This window comes from Salinivibrio sp. SS3 (assembly GCF_001722105.1).
GTDB classification, from domain to species: Bacteria; Pseudomonadota; Gammaproteobacteria; order Enterobacterales; family Vibrionaceae; genus Salinivibrio; species Salinivibrio kushneri.
Genome location: NZ_MEBQ01000002.1, coordinates 69806 through 91126, shown reverse-complemented (window position 1 = coordinate 91126; position 21321 = coordinate 69806). Strand labels below are relative to the sequence as shown.

Sequence of the window (21321 nt, the reverse complement as noted above, 5' to 3'; positions counted from 1 at the left end):
TTTGTGTAATATGTTGTTTTGTTTGTTTTACGTGATAAACGAAATGTCTGTGCCGAAATACGTTAAAAGTTGTCGTTTGGTCACTCAGTTCATCGAATAAATCTTTTTGTCTATTCTTAACGAGTGCCCACACAGATTGCATAGGTCAAATTGTTAAAGAGCGTTGACTGTGCGAAGCGGCGCTTCACTTGGTCAGGGCTGCGTATCTTACGCGCCTTACCGTTAAAGTCAAGAAGAAATTTTATCTTTTATTTTCAACCCAACCGGGTGAAACAAAACCTCTTTTTGACTCCCCTAACGCTTAGCGTTAAGTGGACGGCTATCCTAATCTTTTAAAAACTCACGTCAAGCGTTTATTTTTATTCGATTTTTTGCCTCGACATGCTCGCTGAACGCTTGCCCTGCGTGCCGTGTCGATATGGGGCGTAGTATAGCGACGCGGATCACACTGACAAGGGATTTTTACGTTTTTTATTTCGACTGAGCAATAATCCACCTAAAATGATGAATAACCAGCGTTTTGAAACATTATTGATACGAGACCTTTACCGCAAGGTAACGCTGGCTTGTTTTCTTGGTCTTTTTCACGACATGCATTGCCGGACTGTTGTCATGTCATCACTTTAATTGTTCTATTTAATGACGCTTATGAAATCACCAGTTAATTTTGCTTTAGTCATCTGCATCGCTGTCCTTGGCGCGATTATCGTCAGCCTCATGGACGTCAACTCACCCGCTTTTTCGTTTGCAGTGGGTGCAATACTTAGTGGTCTAGCTTGCCTATATCTTCCTTTACCCAATTTTATTCAGCCAGAGCAAAGGCCATCGACATCAACGCCATCAAGCGAAAAAGAAGAAGAGTCTCCGCAAAGCAAAACGCTATACGTCGGAAACTTACCTTATCGTGCGAATGAAAATGATGTGCGCACGCTGTTTAGCGAACATGGAGAAGTGTTTGCCGTTCGTCTTATGAAAGACAAGCGAACCGGCAAGCGACGAGGATTTGGTTTTGTGGTGATGGCCGCCGGGCATGCCGACGACGCTATCAACGCACTCAATAACAATGTTTATGGCGAGCGGACACTTAAAGTCCGTGAAGCGAATGAGCCAAAAAAGCAGGCGAATAGCTGACATCTGTAAAACCTATCGATCGGATAAAGTCCGCTAAAGCATCGGCTTTAATAGGGGTTGCCGTCGCATAAGCATAATGCTTTGACGTCGCAACGGTAGCCCTTGCGTCGCTATGTAGACTGACCAGCGAAACCACGCGACGCGCAATCGCATCTCCCGAATCAATTAAACCGACTGAGTCACCCACTACTGATTGGATTTCATCACGCAGTAAAGGAAAGTGAGTGCAACCCAGTACGAGGGTATCGACGGTTCCTTTAAACGGTCGCAATATAGCCGCGAGATCTTGCTGATTCACCGCCTCACCCCGGAGTTTGCGTTCTGCCATGTGCACAAGCGCCGTGGTACCGACTGAGACTACCTGGCAATCTTTGGCAAAGTCCGCCACCAGTTGTTCGGTATAAGGGCGGGAGACGGTGGCTGGCGTAGCGAGCAAGCCAATGATTTTTTTCTGACTGATCGCTGCTGCAGGCTTGATCGCAGGCACAACCCCCACGACCGGAAGCGCTAACTGCTGACGGAGCGTCGGTAATACCAACGTCGATGCTGTATTGCATGCAATGACCACGATATCAATATCATGATGCGCACACACAGCGCGCACTTGAGTCGCCACCCGTGTGACCAAGCGCGTGTCCTCTAACTCACCATATGGAAAAGCTTCGTTATCGAACAAATAGGTGTAGTTAGCGTCAGGTAGCTGCTCTCGCACTGACTGATAAATCGATAAACCACCCACACCAGAGTCAAAGATCAGAATGTTAGGCTGCGCCATGAGTCACCCATACAATAAAAACGCCCTTATCATAACGATAAAGGCGTGATTAAAGCTAGTTTCGCCGTGAAACAGGCACTAGTACTGATAATCTAACGTCATAAAATAGCCGCGTTCAGCTGACGGATAACCACCCGCGGTTTCGTAGTCTTTATCAAATACATTATCGACTTTACCTTTTACGGTCAGATTATCGGTCGCCTGATAGGATGCAGTGACCACCCAAAGACTATAACTACCTAAGCGGTCATTCCAATCAGTTCGCTCGCTTTGATATTGCCACTGTGTGCCCAGCAATACGCGTTCCCATTGGTACGATGTATCCCATTTCGCCACCCGTTTGGCGCGACGTTCGAGCTGCTCACCGGTGTTATCCTTTTGGGGATCTTTATACTCCAATGAGAGCTGGTTATGGAGTGATGCCACATCAAAGCTCGCAATGAGCTCAATCCCCTTAATCGTCACCTCTTCGACATTGCGATATTTACTCGTCGTCATATCGTAATCAATCATATTGTCGATATGGTTAATATAGCCGGTAAGTGACCAATCAATGTCTGCGGTTAAGCCATGCAGAGCAAGCTCGGTATTTGCAGATTCATCTGGATTTAAATTTTCATCTCCATACTGACCATAAAGCTCAGTAAAAAGCGGTGCTTTGAAGGCGGTGCTATAACTGGCGACCAATTGATACCCTTCCGTTATCGCAAGGCCCGCGCTTGTCTGCCACGTCGTATGCTGGCCGTATTGTTGGTTATCATCCAAGCGCACGCTTGCTTCAATAGATAGTGGCTCTACTGGGCTAAATTGCGTTAAAAGGTAAGTGCCCAGGTTATCGCGCGGGTTAATAGCAATTTCATCAATATCTACCCCCCCTTTATTGTAGGTATCTTGTCGATAATCCACACCGCCACCAAGCAGCCAATCCTCCGTGGCCTGATACTGAAGTCCCAATGAGGTAGAGACTTGCTCCACATCAGAGGTTTTATTCTCCTTGCGCACGGTACCAGGGAAATAGTCATACTTATTTCGCTGAGAAAATTCCCCGCTCAAGGTTGCACTCCAGTGTCCTGAACGATAATTCAGATTGCCAGCCAGTGCTTGGCTTTCTAACCAACTGTGCTTTATTTGGTTAGATTCGTTGTCATTGTAATCGTATTCATTCTGATACCAACGCCCGGTGATATCGGCCGACCAAGATGCATTCCAACGATGACTGTAGCCAAGTTGTGCATTGCGGCCGGTAAAACCATGCTGATCACCCAAGTTACTTGTCGTTGGATGAACATTGTATCCATCATTCGACTCATACCCAGCTATGCCAGAGAAGTGACCCTTATCGCCCAATTTTGTTGCCCATGCGCCACTAACAGCATGATGATCCAAACTGCCTACGGTCGCGGAAACATTGGCTCGCTCTTTATCGGTTTTGGTGATGATATTGATCACACCACCAATCGCACTCGACCCATACAGTGTGGCGCGTGCGCCGCGAATAATCTCAATACGCTCGATACTGTTTACTGGGATCTGATTAAAATCCACCGAGCCTGTGATAGACGAGGCCATACGCACCCCATCAATCAAGACTAAAGAGTGGTCTGATTCTGTGCCGCGCATAAAAATAGAGGCAAGTTGGCCACGGCCTCCGCTTTGCGCAATCTCGATGCTCGGCACCGTACGCAATACATCGACAAGGCTTCGAGCCTGCAAGCGCGCAATGTCTTGACGCGTCAAAATGGTTGCCGATTGCAACACTGAGGCATCGGACTGCGCAAACCGACTGGCGGTCACCACCACCGTTTCGGTGTTTGGCTCGGCCCACGTGCTCACAGGGAAAAATGACGCTGCCACCAGGCTCGCCACTATCTGTTTGTTCATTGGTTGTTCCTTCCTATCGCGAGAATGTGCAGCGACGTGCTGCGTCTGTGGGCTGTATTCGGACTTAAGAGCATGGCTTTCGCCGCCTACTGCTAACGACTTCCCATCGCATACTATTTATCAGCATTGGCGACAGTGTCTGACCTTGGGTCGGGTTAGGGTCGTTCTCTTACACCGCTGCGCGTCAGTTGCGGACTCTCACCGCATTCCTGTGATCCGTCCTATTGGGTATAGACAGAGCACTGACCCACGCAGGAATAGTAGCCGTCTAGATGGATATTGTCCATTGATAACCTTATTGAATAAGGGAGAATCGTGAGCAAGGGTGGACATAGCTGGGGATTTGTCTAAAATCTGCGCTCATTTTCCAATCGCTGAGGCAGCCATCATGACCAAGGCTCACACCGTTGACTACGACACACAGCTTGCTGAGAAAGTCCAACGACTCAATGCACAACTCGCGCCGTTTCACGCACCTGAGCTAGAAGTTTTTCGATCACCGGAAACCCACTATCGGATGCGCGCAGAGTTTCGGGTATGGCATGAAGGCGACGACCTGTATTACATCATGTTTGATCCTGCGACCAAGCAAAAATATCGCGTCGATACCTTTCCTGCCGCGAGCCGCTTGATCAATGACCTCATGCCGCTATTAATGGAGGCGATCAAGCCCAACGACGCCTTGCGACGTAAACTGTTCCAGGTTGATTTCCTCTCCACCTTAAGCGGTGAGATCTTGGTGTCGTTACTCTATCATCGCCAGCTAGACGAAGAGTGGGACAGCGCCGCGCAAGCGCTTAAACAACGTTTGAACGATGAGGGTTTTAATCTCAACCTGATTGGCCGTGCGCGCAAGCAAAAGAAAGTGCTAGACCGCGACTACGTTTTGGAAAAGCTCAATGCCGATGGTCAGACATTGATCTACCAGCAAATTGAAAACAGCTTTACCCAACCTAACGGGCCGGTGGCGGAAAAAATGCTGGAATGGGCCATTGATTGCACCCGCGATAGCCAAGGCGATTTGCTGGAGCTGTATTGCGGGAACGGCAACTTTTCCCTCGCCTTGGCGAAAAACTTTCGCCGCGTCCTCGCCACCGAGCTGGCGAAACCCTCAGTGCAATCGGCGCAGTACAATATTGCCGCCAACAATATCGACAATGTGCAGATTATTCGCATGTCTGCCGAAGAATTCACCCAAGCAATCAATGGCGAGCGCGAGTTCCGCCGCTTAAAAGATCAAGGGGTGACGCTGAGCGACTATCAGTGCAATACCATTTTTGTCGATCCCCCTCGAGCGGGCATGGATGATGAAACCTGCAAAATGGTGCAAGGTTACGATCGGATTTTATATATCTCCTGTAACCCTGAGACTTTGGCCGAAAACCTAGAACGCCTCAGCCAAACACACCGCATTAGTCGCTGTGCGCTGTTTGATCAATTCCCGTTCACCCACCATACCGAAGCCGGGGTGTGGTTAGAGCGCAAATAGTCACGGCAAGCAAGCGCGGATAAACGTAAAAAGGCGTCTTCTCGACGCCTTTTTTGGGTTTCGCCAACGGCTGTCTTAGAAGCAATTAGACGTCAGAGGCGGTATCGTTTTTCGCTTTGCGGCTGAAAAAGCCCAGTTTGTGGCCGACCCAGAACGCCAGTGCCATGGCAACCAAAATCGAGAAGAAGTTGCCGCCCAGCTCTGGCATTTGCATACGGATAAACGCTGAATAGCCAAATGCTCCCACTAAGAAGCAGGCAAACGCAATCAGCGGCGTGCCTTCAGTCAGCGGCTGGCGTTCGTGAAGTTGGTAGCAAGCGTGCACGGCCAGTACAAACGCGAGAATGGGAAAAATAGAAAATGCCACACCACTGACGAACAGTGTCGCGAGAGTTGCACTTCCACAAATGCCGGTAACCAGTGCCAGCAGCAAAAATTTACGTTCTGATTTCACTTGCTCGTGTTCCATGTCTTCACCTGTTTTATGACAGTTTTTCCTGTAAGGCTCGCCGCTCCCGGTCTTTTCGGTACCAGTAAGCTCCCTTGGCTATCATGCGTAATTGTAACACCATGCGCTCGGCCAATTCTGCGCGGGCGTGAGGATCGAGATCAAGCGCTTCCGCGCCCATATTAAAGACCAAGATCACACATGCTTCCGACTGATTGTACGCTTCTTCATAGGTGAGCTGCGTGCGAGATTGTAAATACTCGGTCAACTCAGCAACAAAATGTTGGATTTCTCGAGCCACGGCAGCACGGAATGCCGAAGACGTTCCTGATCGCTCGCGCAAAAGTAGCCGAAACACATTGGGGCTGCTTTCGATAAATTCCATAAAGGTTTCTACCGAGGTGCGTACCACACTGCCTTCCGCGGCGATCCGCTGACGCGCCTGACGCATCAGTTGTCGGAGCAATAGTCCGCCCTCGTCGACCATGGTCAACCCCAGCTCATCCATATCTTTGAAGTGACGATAGAAAGAAGTAGGGGCGATTCCCGCCTCGCGCGCCACTTCGCGTAGACTGAGGCTAGAAAAACTGCGTTCAGCACTGAGCTGGCTGAACGCCGCATCAATGACAGAACGGCGCGTTTTTTCTTTTTGTTGTGCTCGAATACCCATCGCACTCTACTCATGGTCACCATGGTGTCACTATACGCAATTTTAGCGTTTAAATCAGCCAATCCAGGCAGCGCTCCCCATCGTTATCGCGCGGATTGGAACACAGATTTGGCTGCGAAAGTTAACCTTACGGATAATAAGCGTTAAACTGGTCATAAACAGATGTTGCAATAATGAAAATAAGGTCTGATCCCTATGAGCAAGTCAAGCCCTCGCCCGCAAGATCATTTTGACGCTATCGTAATAGGCAGCGGCCCCGGCGGAGAAGGGGCCGCTATGGGCTTATCCAAAGCCGGTAAGCGAGTCGCAGTGATTGAGCGAGAAAGCACCGTTGGCGGTGGTTGTACCCATTGGGGCACCATCCCGTCTAAAGCACTACGCCACACTGTCAGCCGGATCATTGAATTCAATCAAAGCCCTATCTACACCCAAAACAGTAAGAGTATCCACAGTACCTTTTCTCAAATACTCAGCCATGCCGAGTCTGTGATAGGTAAACAAACCCGCATGCGCCAAGGGTTCTATGACCGCAACCAGTGTACCCTGCTCCATGGCAACGCTGAGTTTGTCGATGCGCATACCTTAACCGTGCATCATAGTGATGGCAGCGCTGATACTTACACCGCCGATCACTTTGTGATTGCCACCGGCTCTCGCCCTTATCAGCCTGCCGATGTGGATTTTTCTCACCCACGCATCTACGACAGTGATTCCATTTTGTCGTTAGCCCATGATCCGCGCCATGTGATGATTTATGGGGCAGGCGTGATTGGCAGTGAATATGCATCTATCTTCCGCGGGCTCGGGGTCAAAGTGGATTTAATCAATACGCGTGACCGCTTGCTGTCATTTTTGGACAATGAAATCTCTGATGCTTTGTCTTATCACTTTGGAAGTAGCGGTGTCATGATCCGCAATGATGAGACCTATGAGCGCATTGAGGGCACCGACGATGGCGTGATTGTGCATCTGGAGTCAGGCAAAAAAATGAAAGCAGATTGCCTGCTGTATGCCAATGGCCGTGCAGGCAATACCGATAAACTCAATTTGTCCTCAGTCGGCCTGACGCCTAACTCGCGTGGGCAGCTCGACGTTGATGGCGAAAGCTATGCAACAGACGTGGGCCATATTTATGCGGTCGGTGATGTGATTGGCTATCCTAGCCTTGCCAGCGCAGCGTATGATCAAGGCCGTGTGGTGGCGGAAGCCATTTGCCAGGGCAACGCCAATGTGCGCTTGATTGAACACATTCCCACGGGGATCTATACCATTCCAGAAATCAGTTCAGTGGGTAAAACCGAGCAAGAGCTCACCGCAGAAAAAGTCCCGTATGAAGTTGGCCGATCGCTATTCAAGCACTTAGCACGCGCGCAAATTGCTGGGATGGATGTCGGTAGTTTAAAAATCCTTTTCCACCGCGACACCCGCGAGATATTAGGCATTCACTGCTTTGGTGAACGCGCTTCGGAAATCATTCATATCGGCCAAGCGATTTTTGAGCAAAAAGGCGAAGGGAATACCATCGACTATTTTGTGAATACCACCTTCAACTATCCGACCATGGCCGAAGCTTACCGGGTGGCGGCGCTTAATGGCTTAAATCGCTTGTTCTGAACGGTAATCAAGAAAACGGCACCTGACGGTGCCGTCAATCATTACGATGCCCGCAGTATCGACGACCACGCGAGCGACTCATCCCCCAACACAATAAAGTTAGGGTTCTGTAGTGAGTCCCGTTCGTTGTAAGACAAGGCCCCCAGCTCGGTGCTCAGAATACGTCCACCCGCTTGCTCGACAATGCACTGCGTCGCCGCCGTGTCCCACTCCCCCGTGGGGCCTAAGCGCAAATAACAATCGACTGCGCCTTCTGCGACCAAGCAGGCTTTGAGTGCCGCCGAACCTAACGGCACCAAATCATAATTAATTTCAGGTGCCAGCTTTTCGGTGACCGCATGAATATCTTGGCGACGGCTAATAGCGATTGAGATTGATGTGAGCGTCTCTTCTCGCTTCATTGTCGAGATGCGATGCATTTCGCCATCTGGGGTTATTTTCCAGGCCCCTTTGTCTTGGCAAGCATAATAGGTCACCCCGGAGACGGGCGCATACACCACGCCCATCACGGGATGGTTGTCCTCCACCAGCGCGATAATAGTGGCAAAGTCACCGCTGCCCGCAATGAACTCTTGGGTACCGTCTAGCGGGTCAATCAACCAATAGCGCTGCCATTGCTGACGGTCGCTTAATGGCACACCACAGTCTTCTTCCGATAACACGGGGATGTCTGGCGTCAACGCGGTGAGCTTTTCCGTGATCAGCTTATGTGCCGCTAAATCAGCACTGGTCACTGGGGTTTGGTCACTTTTGGTGATCGCTTCAAAATCACCGTCTTGGTAAATATCTAAAATAACCTGACCCGCAGAGCGAGCAATCTCAATTACCTCGGGCAACAACTCAGGCAGTGCCATGCCTCACCTCTCAGATTGTAAGTACTTCAGCGCCATCATTAATGCGGTGATACTGCGCGCTTCACAGAAATCACCGTGGGTGAGTAACTCTTCCGCTTGGGCAAGTGGCCAACGAATGATCTCAAGCGGTTCAGGCTCATCCCCTTCAAGGCTTTCTGGATACAAATCACGTGCCAACATAAGCGTCATACGGCTGGAAAAGTACGACGGTGCCAGAACAACCTCTTTCAGTGGCACTAGCTCACGGGCACCTTGGCCGATTTCCTCTTTCAGCTCCCGCACTGCGGCTTGCTCGGGCGCTTCACCCGGGTCAATCAGTCCTTTGGGAAAGCCCAGCTCATACTGCTCTGTCCCTGCGGCATATTCGCGTACCAGTAAGAGATCGCCCGATTCGGTCACCGGCACCATCATCACGGCATTACGCCCCGACGGTTTCATCCGCTCATAGGTACGCTCGACGCCATTGCTAAAAATCAGCTCTAGCGACTCCACTTTAAACAAGCGAGAAGCGGCGACCACCTGCTTAGACTGAATGTGAGGAAATTTACGCTGCGTCATATCGTGATTTGCCACCCTTTTTGATAAGCCTATCAGGCCTTGTTAGCCGCGAAAAGAAAAGCGATAGCGTCCTTGATTATCCGGTGCGCCTAACCAAGAGAGAGGTGCTTTCATTGGCTCAGGATAGGCTGGCCCCGGCTTCAGCCATCCTGACACAGAGTATCGCCCAGACGGTGTAATTGACAATGAAAACTTATTACTCAACGACGGGGAATCACCTTGCCCCCGCGCCGCGACACCTTGGCCGTCACAGGCGAGAGAAGCACGCAATGGGATATCATTGAGCCGCCCCGAGGGCAGGGTTAGCCCGGCCTGCTGCCACTGAATCTGTCCCGCTAACTGCTGACACCCTGACTCTGCCAACACCGCCTCGCGGACAATCACATCCAGTCGGCCATCAATCGACACACTCGGCGGCAAGGCCACCGAACGAGTCAGCAGGTGCGCAGGGGCAGAGAGCAAGGTTTGAGAAAGCGTTAGCTCGGTGCCATTAAAGCCCACCACGCCTTTTCCGCTGAGACCTTGCGGGCCTTTAACCTTGATGGCCGTTTCCAGTGTGGCGCGGGTCAATAACCGATGCCAATGGAGATCCCATTGTACTGGGCCGACAGCCTGGTCTTGCCAACGAACTTGCCTGACTTGGCCCTGCCAGACAGTGCCATGGATACCGCTAAGCTGTAGCTCGGCCGGCAAAGGCGCTAAGCGTAGCAGGGTTGCTGGGGCGTGCACTATCGCACTCACAACAAAAACCAACAGACATCCTACTCCTATCAGTACTTTTTTCGCCATGGTTTAACGCTCCAGCTGCAGTCGGTTGACTTTCACCACACCGGCCGTATCGGTCGCTTCAGTGCTTAAGCGAACGACTTGAATCCCGTGTCGCTGCGCCAGTTGCTCTAGCCACCGTAGTAATTGATTAAACGGTAGAGGTTCGAGACCCAATTGCACACTGTCTTCCCCAGGCTGTAACCGTGTAATGGTCAGATTGAACTCACCCGCACTGGCCGCGATCACTTGGTTAAGCGGTTGGTTTCGACTGGCCACCACTTGGCGACTGTGTCCAGACTGTGAGCGCAGTTGCATAATATGATTGCGTTTTTGTTGCAGCTCACGGTAGATCTTTCGCTCACTGATCACGGCAGTCCGTGCCTGATCAGCTTGTGTCTGTATCGGCACCACAATGCCCCAATAAAGCACACTTAACAGCAACACACCGCCGGCAACCAACAAAAGCCGCTGCTCGCGCACGCTGATCGACTGCCACTGTGCCTGAATACGTGCGATCATGATTGGCTCCTTAGGGTAAATTCACCGCTGACCGTCTCACCACTGCGATTAAGCTGCCCCAAGTCTGTCGCATAATGCTCACTCAAGGCTGCACGTAAGCGTTCAAATTGGGCGAAATCATTGCCGGTTGCTCGCAGTATCAAGGCGTCGCGACTGGCTTGATAACGCAGTGCCTGAAGCTCGATACCGGGCACCTCTGTGAGTAGGGGGGCTAACTGCGCCAACCAAGGTAAAAGCGCCGCATCATGTTGTTGGTTTTCCAACCGCGCGATCTCTGCATCCATTTGCCGCACCATATATGAGCGCGTCGGGATCCGCTCATACTGCGGCAAGGTTTGACGAAACAGGGCTTCGCTTTGCGTCCGTAGGGCCTGCGCTTGCTGCTGGGTATCACGAATCGACAGCCATTGCTCGACACCAAGCAAACCAGCGATTGCGACCAATAGACACGCGGCAGGTAAAAAGGGTTTCAGTGTCTGCTTGGTTTGACTTTGCGGTCGATAATCTCCGGTTAGTATATTGGCCGTCACCGAGTGGCTGTGCGTGGCCAACACGTGCAGCGCCACCTCTGTATGCCACTCAGATTGAAACGGTAAGGCATGAAAGGGATTAGACGCTTGCCGATCACTTTCACCGTAAGCGTCAATGCTAAGAGCACGAGTCTGCTCAGGCGTGTTACTGTCCGCCTGCGCTTGCTGCTGTCGCCACCAAGTCTGTCCCCAAAAGGTGAGCCAGTCCGCCGAGCCTACCACGCCTTGATTGGCACCCAAACGGCACAACCACTGTTCACCCAATGCCAACAGTGATAATGACTCGGGTTGCCAAGGTATACACAGCACATCGGGGATCCACTGCCGTGCACTTATCCCGGCTTCGTCCAACGCTTGTTGCCAAGCTTGCATTTGCTGATGCGCCACCACGGCCACCTGTGCCGTGTCTGCCTGGGTGTCAACAATACTCACGTGTACCGCTTCCACCTCTTCCGCCAAGGCTTCCTCGAGTAAGTAAGGCACCACCTTGTCGCGCTGGCGCCGAGACCCAGGAGGCAATGTCACCGAGGTTAATGTTAACCAAGTGCTGTCCACCAACACCACCACGGATCGTGTTTGTGCTTGCTCGGTTAACGCTGACAGTTGCTGACAACAGCCGCTATCTACCACCTGGTTATCACTGGCACGAACCTGCGCCCAATAAACGGGCTGGCTGGCATCACTGATCCTTATTATCAGTCGCTCGCTCACGCATTCCTCCGAACCGACGGCGTACAATGGAAACCTCGCCATCGTCTTGATAGTGCAATAGTGCCTGGATGTGACGTTGGGCAGAGGCCACCTGCACATCGGCTTGTAATAAAAAGAACTCGCTGGTCACGCTGAGATGGGACACGACTCGCTCTCGCTCGGCGTCATCAAACTCGGGGAGATTCAAGGTGTCGATAAACGCGGCGACACTTTTCCACCCTGCCTCAGGCCGCTGCGCAATCACCTGCTGGGCTTGCTCCACCGGTAACGCGGAGGTAAATAGTGCAGAAAGCAAAGGCGCTTGTTTCTCGGTTAAGGTATTCACATTGACCTTAAGCTCAGCGCTCGGCAACGCGCAAAGCTGAGGCGAGGCGCGCCGAAACACGTCACCATTCACCCCACGCACCGCACGCCACTCACTCACATCGGCCAGCAACGCATCCGCCGTCACATACGCAGGCTGGACGCTTTCATAGTGCGCGTCTTCTGCCCCGAGCGACTGATCCAGCTGATTGTTTTCATCAATAAAATCACGGCTTGCTTGCGCGATGACATCCGCTTGATAACTATCTTCCACATACTGTCCCACCAGCGCCCGCAACACAGTGACCTCATAGGGTGTCGCCCCACCCACTTTGACGCCGCGCAACTGTAAACTATTAAGGTTAAAACAGGCGCTCGCATCTTGTAAGTGTCCACTTACTTTTCCGCCATCCAGCGGAAAGGTTCGAGCTGGCTCTGCCCAGGCCTGACTTAAATTCACCGTCTCACTGCCTGCTAAGCTCTCACGCAATACCGATGCCGCCAACCCCTCAACCGCATTGCCAAACCAGTAGGCTTGCTGAAAATGCAGCTGGTTTTCAGCGCGATGATAGTTGGTGTATAACCGCGACGCCATGCTCCCGGCAATCGCGGTCATCAGCGCCATGATCATCATCACCACTAAAAGGGCCGCGCCTCGCTGCCGACTCATTGCGCCTCCCGCTGCAAGGGAGCCGGCAAGGTTTGCCCAGCCACGAGATAAGTGCGTACTAACTGGCCATAGCGTGGGTGGGTAAAGCGCACTTGAACCGCTTTCGGTAATGCGTGTTTAGTATCGAAACCGTCTTGCCAACCCTGTTTGACGTAGAAGCGAAAGGTCAAATCATCAATATCACTGAGCAGCGTCGCCACCGCGGGCTCATCGCTCGCCGCTTGGTCAGGGTAGCGCCAGCGCAAGCGCTCAAGCTTGCCCTGGCGCTGACGGTACCCGACCGCCACCACTTCACCACGCGGAAAGCGCATTTGTGGGTTAATCCAGCCGGTGCGGGTAAAGCGCACGCCCATTGCGTCACTTTGCAGCACGTCAGAGCCAGCCATTAGCAGCTGCTCTGTTGGCGCTTGTCCTTCGACCCGCTGACGTCTTGCCGCCATTTGCCGAAAGTCACTGTCCATGATCACCAACGCGCGCTGCAGTTGCTGTAAGGTCTCCCCCACCTGCTGAGACTGCTCATCACTGCGCTGCACAGTTTGCAGGACTTGGTAGGCGGTCAAACTAATGCTAGCGAATACCACCAACGCCAACAGCACTTCCAATAAGGTAAATCCTCGTTCAACGCGTGGCGACATAGGTCCTCACGGTCACCAACGGGTGATCGGTCTCTGCGGCGGCAGCCACTGACATATCAACCGCACGCAACTGGCCGGTTTCTGTGGCGACTGGCGCCAACTGCCATTGCCATTGTTGCCCCGCCATCTCAGTCGTGCCTTGCGTGGCTTTATCTGGCACCTTAGCGCTGAGCACTACCTCGGCCAGCTGATTATCCGCCACCATAGCGGCTAAGGTTTTTTGTTCTAAGCGACTCAGTGAGCGGGTGTGTTGCCCCGTGGCTTTCATCACACTCAGCGCCGCCACGGCAAAGATCGCTACCGCGACTAAGACCTCAAGCAAAGTCATTCCCTGTTGTGAGTTAGCGCGCACTAACATCATCACCCTCTCCTGCACGCTGCCAGGTAAACTGCGCCAGTTCATTGGCTTTGAGCTGCCAGACCGCACGGCCATCTGTTTCAATCATCAGGGTAAACGGCGTCAGCTCACCATTGGGCAGTAGCCAGATTTGCGGTGGCGCCACCGTCTGCTCATCGTCCTCGTCAAACAAATCCTCAAACAGCGGCTTATCCTCGAACAACCTGTCTTGTTGCTGCCAACCAAAGCCATCCATGGTTAAGACAAAGCGGCTTTGCTCGGGCAAGCGCCCTTGGGTCGCCCAGCGGTCACTGCTGACCGGTTGCCATTGTTCTTGTCCCAACACTAAAAGTTGATAGCGCTGTTGCTCGATACGCACGCCATAGGTACGTCCTTCCAACCAGCTTTGCTCTGCCCACAGCTTCATCCGCTGATACAGTGCTTGACCGGCTTCTTGGGTGCGGGTGTCGGCCGGTTCAGGCCACACCATGATCACGCCCGAGGCGCTCACCGCAACGATGACCACCACCAGCAAGATCTCGAGTAACGTAAAGCCGGCTGCTTGACGCATGTTTATTGCAGCTCGTTGAGGTTCCAGTTACCAATGTCTTGGTTAACCCCTTCCCCGCCTTCTTGACCATCAGCGCCTAGAGAAAAGATATCGACCACCCCGTGCTCGCCTGGGCTGACATAGCGATAATCGTTATTCCATGGGTCTTGCGGTAAACGCTTGATGTAGCCTTGTGCCGGATAATTGCGGGGCACCGGCTCACTTTGCGGCTGGGTCACTAGCGCGTCTAAGCCTTGGTCGGTGGTGGGATACTGGTTGTTATCCAGTTTGTACATATCCAGCGCATTTTCGAGCGCGCTGACATCCGCCACCGCTTTTTTCACCGCGGCTTTGTCTTTGTTGCCCAGTAAGTTAGGGGCAACAAAACTGGCGAGTAACCCAATAATCACCACCACCACCATGATCTCGAGCAGGGTGAAACCTTGTTGACGACGCATCGCTTTCTCCTTGTTTAAATTATTCAAATCACAAACCCACCATGTCGTTCATGGCAATGATTGGCATCAAGGTGGCCACCACAATAAAAAGCACTAATCCGGCCATCAGTACAATCATTAACGGGCCAAATATCCCTAAGGCAACATTCACTTGCGCCTCAAAATCTTTGTCTTGGTTGTCAGCTGCGCGTGAGAGCATGGGTTCCAATTCTCCACTGCGCTCGCCGCTAGCAATCATATGCAGCATCATCGGCGGAAACAGCCCGGATTGGTCAAGCGAAACACGTAAGCTGGCCCCCTCACGCACTTTATCGGCGGCCTCTAATACCCGTTTGCGCACATACTGGTTAGTGATCACTTGCGCGGCAACCTTCATTCCGTCCAACAAGGGGATCGCACTGGCGGTGCAAATCGCTAAGGTACGAGCAAAACGCGATGTATTGAGGCCGCGAGCAACACGGCCAAGAATGGGCAGAGAAAGCTTTTGCTTATCCCAAGCCAAGCGCCTTTGCGTGTCTTTCAGTAACCAACGAATACCCGTACTGACAAGGGCTAGCCCACTGACTACCCACACGCCCCACTGGGTAATAAAGTCACTGGCGCTTAAGAGAAACTGGGTTGATGCGGGCAGTGATTGCCCGGTTTGGACAAATTGACCGACGATATCAGGCACCACGGTGGCCAACAGGAAGGCGACAATCAACACCGAAAAAAAGGTCAAAATCGCCGGGTACAGCATGGCTTGCAGCAAGGTCGCTTGAATGCGTTGACGGTTTTCCACATAGTCAGCCAGCCGCTCAAGCACAGTGCCCAAATGGCCCGCTTTTTCACCCGCCGAAATCATTGCCCGGTAGAGTTCATCAAACACCTGCGGGTAGTCCGCCAAGGCATCGGCGAGTGTATACCCTTCCATCACTCGCGCGCGCACACTGGTCATCATGCTGCCAATTCGCGGTTTCTCGGCCTGCTCTGCCACCGCTTTTAAGCACTCCTCCAGAGGCATCGCCGCCTCAATCAAGGTCGCCAACTGACGGGTGATTAGTGATAGCTCCTGGGTGCTAATACCGCGTCCGCGCTGACGAAAAAGTGGTTGAGAGGCCGTGCTTTTTTGTGTCGCACGCTGACGGGTCGTGGCCTGGACCTCGAGAGGAGTAAAGCCCTTGTCGCGCAATTGCTGTCGCGCTTGACGTGCCGTATCGGCTTCAATCACGCCCTTGCGTTTACGTCCTCGCGCGTCCAGTGCTTGGTAGTCAAAGGCAGCCATTAACTCTCCTTGGTCACTCGCATCACTTCTTCCAGGGTGGTTTCCCCGTTCAGCACTTTGGCCAAGCCGTCATAGCGAATGCTGGGGCTTTGCGCTCGCACGGCTTCCTCGATGGCATGCTCACCGGCATCATGATGAATCAGCGCTTGTACCTTCTCATCCACGGTCAACAGTTCATGGATCCCGGTGCGGCCGCGATAGCCTTTTTGGTGGCAATGCTCACAACCACTGGGTTTATACAAGGTGATGGGATCGCCTTGATCGGCAAGCCCCACATCCACAAACAATTGTTGCTGCGTGTCGTCGGCTTGATAGGGCACACGGCAGTGTTCACACAGCGTACGAACCAAGCGCTGTGCTAATACCCCGAGTAACGATGATGAAAGCAAGAAAGGCTCAATCCCCATATCGCGCAAGCGGGTCACCGCCCCTATCGCGGTGTTGGTATGTAATGTGGACATCACCAAATGGCCGGTCAGGGAGGCTTGAACTGCAATTTGAGCGGTTTCTAAGTCGCGAATTTCCCCCACCATCACCACGTCAGGATCTTGGCGCAACATCGCACGCAGCCCTCTCGCGAAGGTCATATCGACTTTGGGGTTTACCTGAGTTTGCCCGATCCCGGCCAGATCGAACTCGATCGGATCTTCAACGGTGAGAATATTACGATCCTCACTGTTAATGGTTTGTAACCCAGCATATAGGGTGGTGGATTTCCCCGACCCGGTCGGCCCGGTGACCAACAAAATACCATGAGGCTTGTGAATAAGCGCTCGGAACCCTTGGTGAAGGTCAGGCGCCATACCTAGCTGGGCTAAGTCGAGCTGGACCGCATGCTTATCGAGTAAACGCATGACCACGCGCTCGCCATGGGAGGAGGGCATGGTCGACACCCTGACATCCACCGCACGACCACCAATACGGACTGAAATACGGCCATCTTGCGGTACGCGTTTTTCGGCAATATCCAGCTTGGCCATCACTTTCACTCGAGAGACTAACAGCGGTGCCAGTTTGCGACTCGGCGAGAGCACTTCTCGTAACACCCCATCGACGCGGAAGCGAATCGATAACGCATGCTCAAAGGTTTCAATATGGATATCAGACGCGCTCTCTTTGATCGCTTCCCCCATCATTGCGTTGATGAGCTTGATGATCGGCGCATCATCTTCCGATTCCAGCAGGTCTTCGCTTTGTGGCAATTCCTCCGCGAGAGAGAAAAAATCATCACTGTCTGCATCAGCGCCAATATCCGCCATTAACTGTTGGGCATCGGCGCTATCACGTTGATACAAACGGGTGAGGTGTTGGTCAAAGTCACTGTCCGAGACGATTTCAGGTGCTAAGTTACCCCCTAACACCCGTTGTACTTCTGCTAAGGTCTCTGGCGTTACGGAGGACAAGCACAGCAAGCGCGTGCGCTCGCTACCCTCAGTGTCATTGAGTAATATCACCCCATGACGACGGGCAAAGCCAAACGGTAATTGCCAACGAGCGTCCGGATCTCGGCTGAGCTCTTTCGCGCGATCACTCATCCTGCTAGCTCCGCTTTTAGCGCGCGTACCTCGGCAGGCATCACCGCCTCGCTGTTGTAGTCCGGCAGCACCGGTTTCTCAGCGTCGGGCATCAGCTTCACACCCTCTTGGGCGCGCTGTAATTGCTCGGCGCGGATATAATTGTATTTACGCTGCGTCACACCATCCGCGGTCAAACCAGTACGGATAATGGTCGGCTTAATAAACAGCATCAGGTTTTTCTTTTCGGTTTCGGTCGAGGTCGACTTAAACAAATGCCCTAACACGGGAATATCCCCTAACAGTGGCACCTTGGATTCACTTTCGACCGTGCGCTCATCAATCAAACCACTTAGCACAATCATCTGTTGGTCACCCACCATCACAGAGGTGGTCAACTGGCGCTTACCAAAACGCACATCCACTGCGCCACTGGCACCCAATACATTGGACACTTCCTGCTCAATATCCAATAGCACCGCCGAGCCTTCATTGATTTGCGGGGTCACTTTCAGTTTGATGCCCACATCTTTACGCTCAACGGTTTGGAACGGGTTATCGTTATTCGAGCCCGTTTGCGAACCGGTGATGACGGGCACTTCTTCCCCTACCACAAACGAGGCTTCTTGGTTATCCAGCACCGTCAGATTAGGCGAAGACAGAATATTGGATTCATTATTCGACGCCACGGCCGTCACCAAAGCGGTCCAATCGCCCATGACCACGCCAGCCGCCAAGCCATTTAAGCCACCTAAGACTTCATTAAGCGCCGAGTAGTCGCCTGATTCGGTTACTTCGACTGGCGTTTCAACACCGTCGATGACACGCGTTTCAGTGCGCGTTCTATCTTTAGTGGCTTCTTGGCCGCCGAGGTAACTCGAAATGCCGACACCTGTGTTATTAAACTGAATACCGCCGTTTTCCAGCGAGCCCCACTGTACGCCGAGGTTCGCGCCATCGGATTCCGACATTTCCACAATCAGCGCTTCAATCAACACTTGTGCGCGGCGAATATCGAGCTGGGAAATTACGCTTTCAAGGGTTTTTAAAATATCGGGCGGGGCGGTAATTACCAGCGAGTTGGTCCCTTGATGCGAGGAGATTTGTACTGCTTGATCATTCACGCTCGGCTTGGCGTTTTTCTCTTTTTCTTTCAGAAGATTATCCGAAACGCCCTGTAATACATCTACCACGTCTTCCGCTTTGGCGTAGCGAAGATAAATCACGCGACTATTGCCCGTGGTCGCCATTTCTTGGTCAAGTTGTTTGATAAGTTCAATCACCCGTTCACGGACTTTGGGCTCACCAGAGACCAACACCGCATTCAAGCGTTCATCGGCGACAATGCGTGGTTCTAATAGCTCAGGGCGGGTGTTAGCGTTGTCACGCTTATTGAGGGTGTCGACAATCCGCACCATTTCCGCGGCTGACGCGTGATCAAGGCGCACGACTTCGACTTTTTTATCACCAGCCTGATCGACGCGCTGAATAATATCGGTTAAGCGATTCACCACCGCGGCACGTCCAGTAATCATGATCACATTGGCCGGATCGTAGTGCACCACATTTCCCGCCCCCGCATTATTGATAAGCTGACGTAACAGCGGCGACAACTCACGCACCGAGACGTTTTTTACCGCCACCACTCGCGTGACCACCTCATCGCCCACCACGTTGTCAGCTTCACCAACCACAGGCACGGGCGAGGTTTTGGCATCTTTGTCACGTACCACCTTGACGACGCCGTTATCCATTTCCACCACCGCAAAGCCATACACTTCTAGGACATTGAGGAAAAACTGATAGTACTGCTCCTCAGTCAGGGTGTTGTAGCTGCGGACGTTGACCGTGCCTCTCACGGAGGGATCGACAATGATGGTCTTTTCTAGGTTACGGCCCACAATTTCAATAAATTCCTGAATGTCAGTGCCTTTAAATGATGCACTGAATTCCGCCGCGCTCGCCGACAGCCCAGAGAAAAGAAAAGTCACAGCGATGAAATAGGGGATCAGTCGTTGCCTTAAATTCACGTCACGCTCCTACTGCCGCGCGCAGCGGTGGTTGTAATTTATAATTGAATCGAGATGTCATGTTGCTGTCCTTGCCGCTCGACCACCAGATCAAGCGTGCCCTGTTGTTGAATGCGACTGAGAATGTCAGGCAGTGCCACCGAACGACTGAGCTTGAGGCCATTAATCGCAATCGCGATGTCTCCTGGTTGCAACCCAGATTGTTCAAACAACACCGGGTTTTTCCCAGGGGTGAGACGAAAGCCTTTCAGCGCCTTGGCATCACCCACTTGCGCGAGCTGCACATAATCAAATAGACGCTGAGGATTTTGATTGAGCTGCTGCGCAAGATTGACCGGCCAGTCAGTGCTGGCTCCCTCATGGGGCGTGGGCTTTGGGGGCGCTACCTCCCCTTTTGACGGTGAAAAGACGGTTTGCGGCGTGCTATCCGCCTCTACGCCTGGCATCAACAATGCCTCTCGCCGTGTTCCCTGGCGTAAGATCACCCGATCTGACAACACCTGGTCAATACTGACTTGGGTGCCGTTTACCTGCTCACCCACCCCATAGGTGGCCTGCTGGCCGCGATTGGCGATCACCGCCAACGCGCGGGATGGTTGGTCACTGGCCACCACCCCTACCAAGGTTAATTGCAAGCGTGTTTCCGGCACCTCGCTCACTGCTTGTCGACGCTGCGCCTTCGAGGCTTGATAACGCCCGAAAAGCTGGGCATTGATCACAGGTGCAAGTGACAGCCTGTTCCCGGGTGATTGAGAGGTGGACGCTTCGTGCACCACAGGCGACTGCGTAGGAGGCGCAGGCTGATAAAAAGCCCACACCAGACGACCTGCCAACCATGCGAGCACGCAGACTAGGCCAATATTGAGCCAAGGGGCAGCGCGACGCAGTGTTTGTGGCGACAAAGAGAAGCGATTATGTTGGCGTCCTGCCTGAGAGATCATGCCTTTTAAACCAATTTGGGTCACCGTTTATCCATTGATGGCTTTTTTTGCCAGCAAGTTCCATCATTAGATTACGAAAAGCTGGGCATGCTAGCAAAAACGCATTGTGATAGTGAGACTTTTTCAGTCATAGACCGGTATTTTATCGAAGTCATCGACTGGACGGGCAGCGAAACCGCGATGCTGTGATACTGCTCTAAAGTAAATTTTGTGCTAATGTCGCCGATCCAGATTGCGCAGGAGTTGGATGATGAAAAACCACACATCAACGCCTTTGACGGCGGTCAGGTTGGACAAGTGGCTGTGGGCCGCCCGCTTTTACAAAACGCGCTCCGTTGCGCGCAACATGATAGATGGCGGCAAAGTGCAGTACAATGGCCAGCGTGCTAAGCCGAGTAAAATGGTAGAGGTTGGGGCAGAAATCCGCCTTCGCCAAGGCCATGATGAAAAAACCGTCACGGTTATGGCACTTTCAGAGCAGCGACAGGGAGCGCCGATCGCGCAAACCCTGTACCAAGAAACCGAGAGCAGCCTCGCCAAGCGCGAGCACGAGTCAGAAATGCGTCGCTTAAACGCACACAATCCGCGTCCCGATGGGCGACCGGATAAAAAGCAACGCCGAGATATTCGTAAGTTTAAACAAGGCATAGACTAAGGCCGCGAGCGCGCCA

The 21321-nt window shown here is 52.5% G+C and carries 22 protein-coding genes and 1 riboswitch; of the genes, 4 read left to right on the top strand and 18 right to left on the bottom strand.

The window, feature by feature from the left end:
• Window positions 1–648 precede the first annotated feature (648 nt).
• A complete protein-coding gene (locus BGL48_RS00580; protein WP_069360819.1) occupies window positions 649–1131 on the top strand; it encodes an RNA recognition motif domain-containing protein in 483 nt (160 codons plus the stop codon).
• Here the strand turns inward: BGL48_RS00580 and murI are convergent.
• Both murI and BGL48_RS00570 read right to left on the bottom strand, forming a co-directional pair.
• Window positions 1085–1906 carry a glutamate racemase gene (gene murI, locus BGL48_RS00575; RefSeq protein ID WP_069360818.1) on the bottom strand — a complete coding sequence of 274 codons (822 nt, stop codon included), beginning with the start codon at window positions 1904–1906 and terminating at the stop codon, window positions 1085–1087. The two genes, BGL48_RS00580 and murI, sit on opposite strands and share 47 nt — an antisense overlap.
• A 78-nt stretch (window positions 1907–1984) precedes the next feature.
• Window positions 1985–3787, bottom strand: a complete 1803-nt coding sequence (locus BGL48_RS00570; protein ID WP_069360817.1) for a TonB-dependent receptor domain-containing protein — start codon at window positions 3785–3787, stop codon at window positions 1985–1987.
• 33 nt (window positions 3788–3820) lie between these two features.
• Window positions 3821–4049: riboswitch (cobalamin riboswitch) on the bottom strand.
• 126 nt (window positions 4050–4175) lie between these two features.
• On the opposite strand from BGL48_RS00570, the gene trmA reads away from it, so the two are divergent.
• Window positions 4176–5276: a tRNA (uridine(54)-C5)-methyltransferase TrmA gene (trmA, locus tag BGL48_RS00565; protein WP_069360816.1), complete on the top strand. Its 1101-nt coding sequence runs from the start codon at window positions 4176–4178 to the stop codon at window positions 5274–5276.
• Window positions 5277–5361: 85 nt separating this feature from the next.
• Here the strand turns inward: trmA and BGL48_RS00560 are convergent, their stop codons facing one another.
• Together BGL48_RS00560 and fabR are read right to left on the bottom strand one after the other, a co-directional pair.
• Window positions 5362–5745, bottom strand: coding sequence for a YijD family membrane protein (locus tag BGL48_RS00560; RefSeq protein WP_046074424.1), 384 nt, complete (start codon window positions 5743–5745; stop codon window positions 5362–5364).
• A gap of 13 nt (window positions 5746–5758) precedes the next feature.
• On the bottom strand, window positions 5759–6394 hold the full coding sequence (gene fabR, locus BGL48_RS00555; RefSeq protein WP_046074425.1) for an HTH-type transcriptional repressor FabR: 636 nt from the start codon (window positions 6392–6394) through the stop codon (window positions 5759–5761).
• A gap of 195 nt (window positions 6395–6589) precedes the next feature.
• Between fabR and sthA the strand changes: the two genes are divergently transcribed.
• Window positions 6590–8008 (top strand): Si-specific NAD(P)(+) transhydrogenase, encoded by a 1419-nt coding sequence (gene sthA, locus BGL48_RS00550; protein ID WP_069360815.1) that lies wholly within the window; start codon window positions 6590–6592, stop codon window positions 8006–8008.
• 41 nt (window positions 8009–8049) lie between these two features.
• Here the strand turns inward: sthA and cysQ are convergent, their stop codons facing one another.
• Genes cysQ through gspC form a run of 14 tightly spaced genes read right to left on the bottom strand, consistent with a single transcriptional unit; the run spans window position 8050 to window position 20674 of the window.
• Entirely contained in the window at window positions 8050–8862 is an 813-nt protein-coding gene (gene cysQ, locus BGL48_RS00545; RefSeq protein ID WP_069360814.1) for a 3'(2'),5'-bisphosphate nucleotidase CysQ, read from the bottom strand.
• A gap of 3 nt (window positions 8863–8865) precedes the next feature.
• Window positions 8866–9420 carry an ADP compounds hydrolase NudE gene (gene nudE, locus BGL48_RS00540; protein WP_069360813.1) on the bottom strand — a complete coding sequence of 185 codons (555 nt, stop codon included), beginning with the start codon at window positions 9418–9420 and terminating at the stop codon, window positions 8866–8868.
• A gap of 42 nt (window positions 9421–9462) precedes the next feature.
• Complete coding sequence (locus BGL48_RS00535) at window positions 9463–10209, bottom strand: type II secretion system protein N (RefSeq protein WP_069360812.1); 747 nt, start codon at window positions 10207–10209, stop codon at window positions 9463–9465.
• A gap of 3 nt (window positions 10210–10212) precedes the next feature.
• Complete coding sequence (locus BGL48_RS00530) at window positions 10213–10707, bottom strand: type II secretion system protein M (RefSeq protein WP_069360811.1); 495 nt, start codon at window positions 10705–10707, stop codon at window positions 10213–10215.
• Window positions 10704–11948 carry a type II secretion system protein GspL gene (gspL, locus tag BGL48_RS00525; RefSeq protein WP_069360810.1) on the bottom strand — a complete coding sequence of 415 codons (1245 nt, stop codon included), beginning with the start codon at window positions 11946–11948 and terminating at the stop codon, window positions 10704–10706. The genes BGL48_RS00530 and gspL overlap by 4 nt, the downstream gene beginning before the upstream one ends.
• The gene (gspK, locus tag BGL48_RS00520) at window positions 11917–12921 is read right to left on the bottom strand and encodes a type II secretion system minor pseudopilin GspK (RefSeq protein ID WP_069360809.1); all 1005 of its coding nucleotides are present in this window, start codon (window positions 12919–12921) and stop codon (window positions 11917–11919) included. Before gspK ends, gspL begins: the two co-directional genes overlap by 32 nt.
• The gene (gspJ, locus tag BGL48_RS00515) at window positions 12918–13556 is read right to left on the bottom strand and encodes a type II secretion system minor pseudopilin GspJ (RefSeq protein WP_069360808.1); all 639 of its coding nucleotides are present in this window, start codon (window positions 13554–13556) and stop codon (window positions 12918–12920) included. Before gspJ ends, gspK begins: the two co-directional genes overlap by 4 nt.
• Window positions 13540–13917, bottom strand: a complete 378-nt coding sequence (gene gspI, locus BGL48_RS00510; protein ID WP_235614237.1) for a type II secretion system minor pseudopilin GspI — start codon at window positions 13915–13917, stop codon at window positions 13540–13542. Before gspI ends, gspJ begins: the two co-directional genes overlap by 17 nt.
• Complete coding sequence (gspH, locus tag BGL48_RS00505) at window positions 13898–14464, bottom strand: type II secretion system minor pseudopilin GspH (RefSeq protein ID WP_069360807.1); 567 nt, start codon at window positions 14462–14464, stop codon at window positions 13898–13900. Before gspH ends, gspI begins: the two co-directional genes overlap by 20 nt.
• Window positions 14465–14466: 2 nt before the next feature.
• On the bottom strand, window positions 14467–14901 hold the full coding sequence (gene gspG / locus BGL48_RS00500; protein ID WP_069360806.1) for a type II secretion system major pseudopilin GspG: 435 nt from the start codon (window positions 14899–14901) through the stop codon (window positions 14467–14469).
• Window positions 14902–14929: 28 nt separating this feature from the next.
• On the bottom strand, window positions 14930–16165 hold the full coding sequence (gene gspF, locus BGL48_RS00495) for a type II secretion system inner membrane protein GspF (RefSeq protein ID WP_069360805.1): 1236 nt from the start codon (window positions 16163–16165) through the stop codon (window positions 14930–14932).
• Window positions 16165–17700 carry a type II secretion system ATPase GspE gene (gene gspE / locus BGL48_RS00490; RefSeq protein ID WP_069360804.1) on the bottom strand — a complete coding sequence of 512 codons (1536 nt, stop codon included), beginning with the start codon at window positions 17698–17700 and terminating at the stop codon, window positions 16165–16167. Before gspE ends, gspF begins: the two co-directional genes overlap by 1 nt.
• Window positions 17697–19691 carry a type II secretion system secretin GspD gene (gene gspD, locus BGL48_RS00485; protein ID WP_069360823.1) on the bottom strand — a complete coding sequence of 665 codons (1995 nt, stop codon included), beginning with the start codon at window positions 19689–19691 and terminating at the stop codon, window positions 17697–17699. The genes gspE and gspD overlap by 4 nt, the downstream gene beginning before the upstream one ends.
• A 56-nt stretch (window positions 19692–19747) precedes the next feature.
• A complete protein-coding gene (gene gspC, locus BGL48_RS00480) occupies window positions 19748–20674 on the bottom strand; it encodes a type II secretion system protein GspC (RefSeq protein WP_069360803.1) in 927 nt (308 codons plus the stop codon).
• Window positions 20675–20900: 226 nt separating this feature from the next.
• On the opposite strand from gspC, the gene hslR reads away from it, so the two are divergent.
• Entirely contained in the window at window positions 20901–21305 is a 405-nt protein-coding gene (gene hslR, locus BGL48_RS00475; RefSeq protein ID WP_100297981.1) for a ribosome-associated heat shock protein Hsp15, read from the top strand.
• Window positions 21306–21321 lie beyond the last annotated feature (16 nt).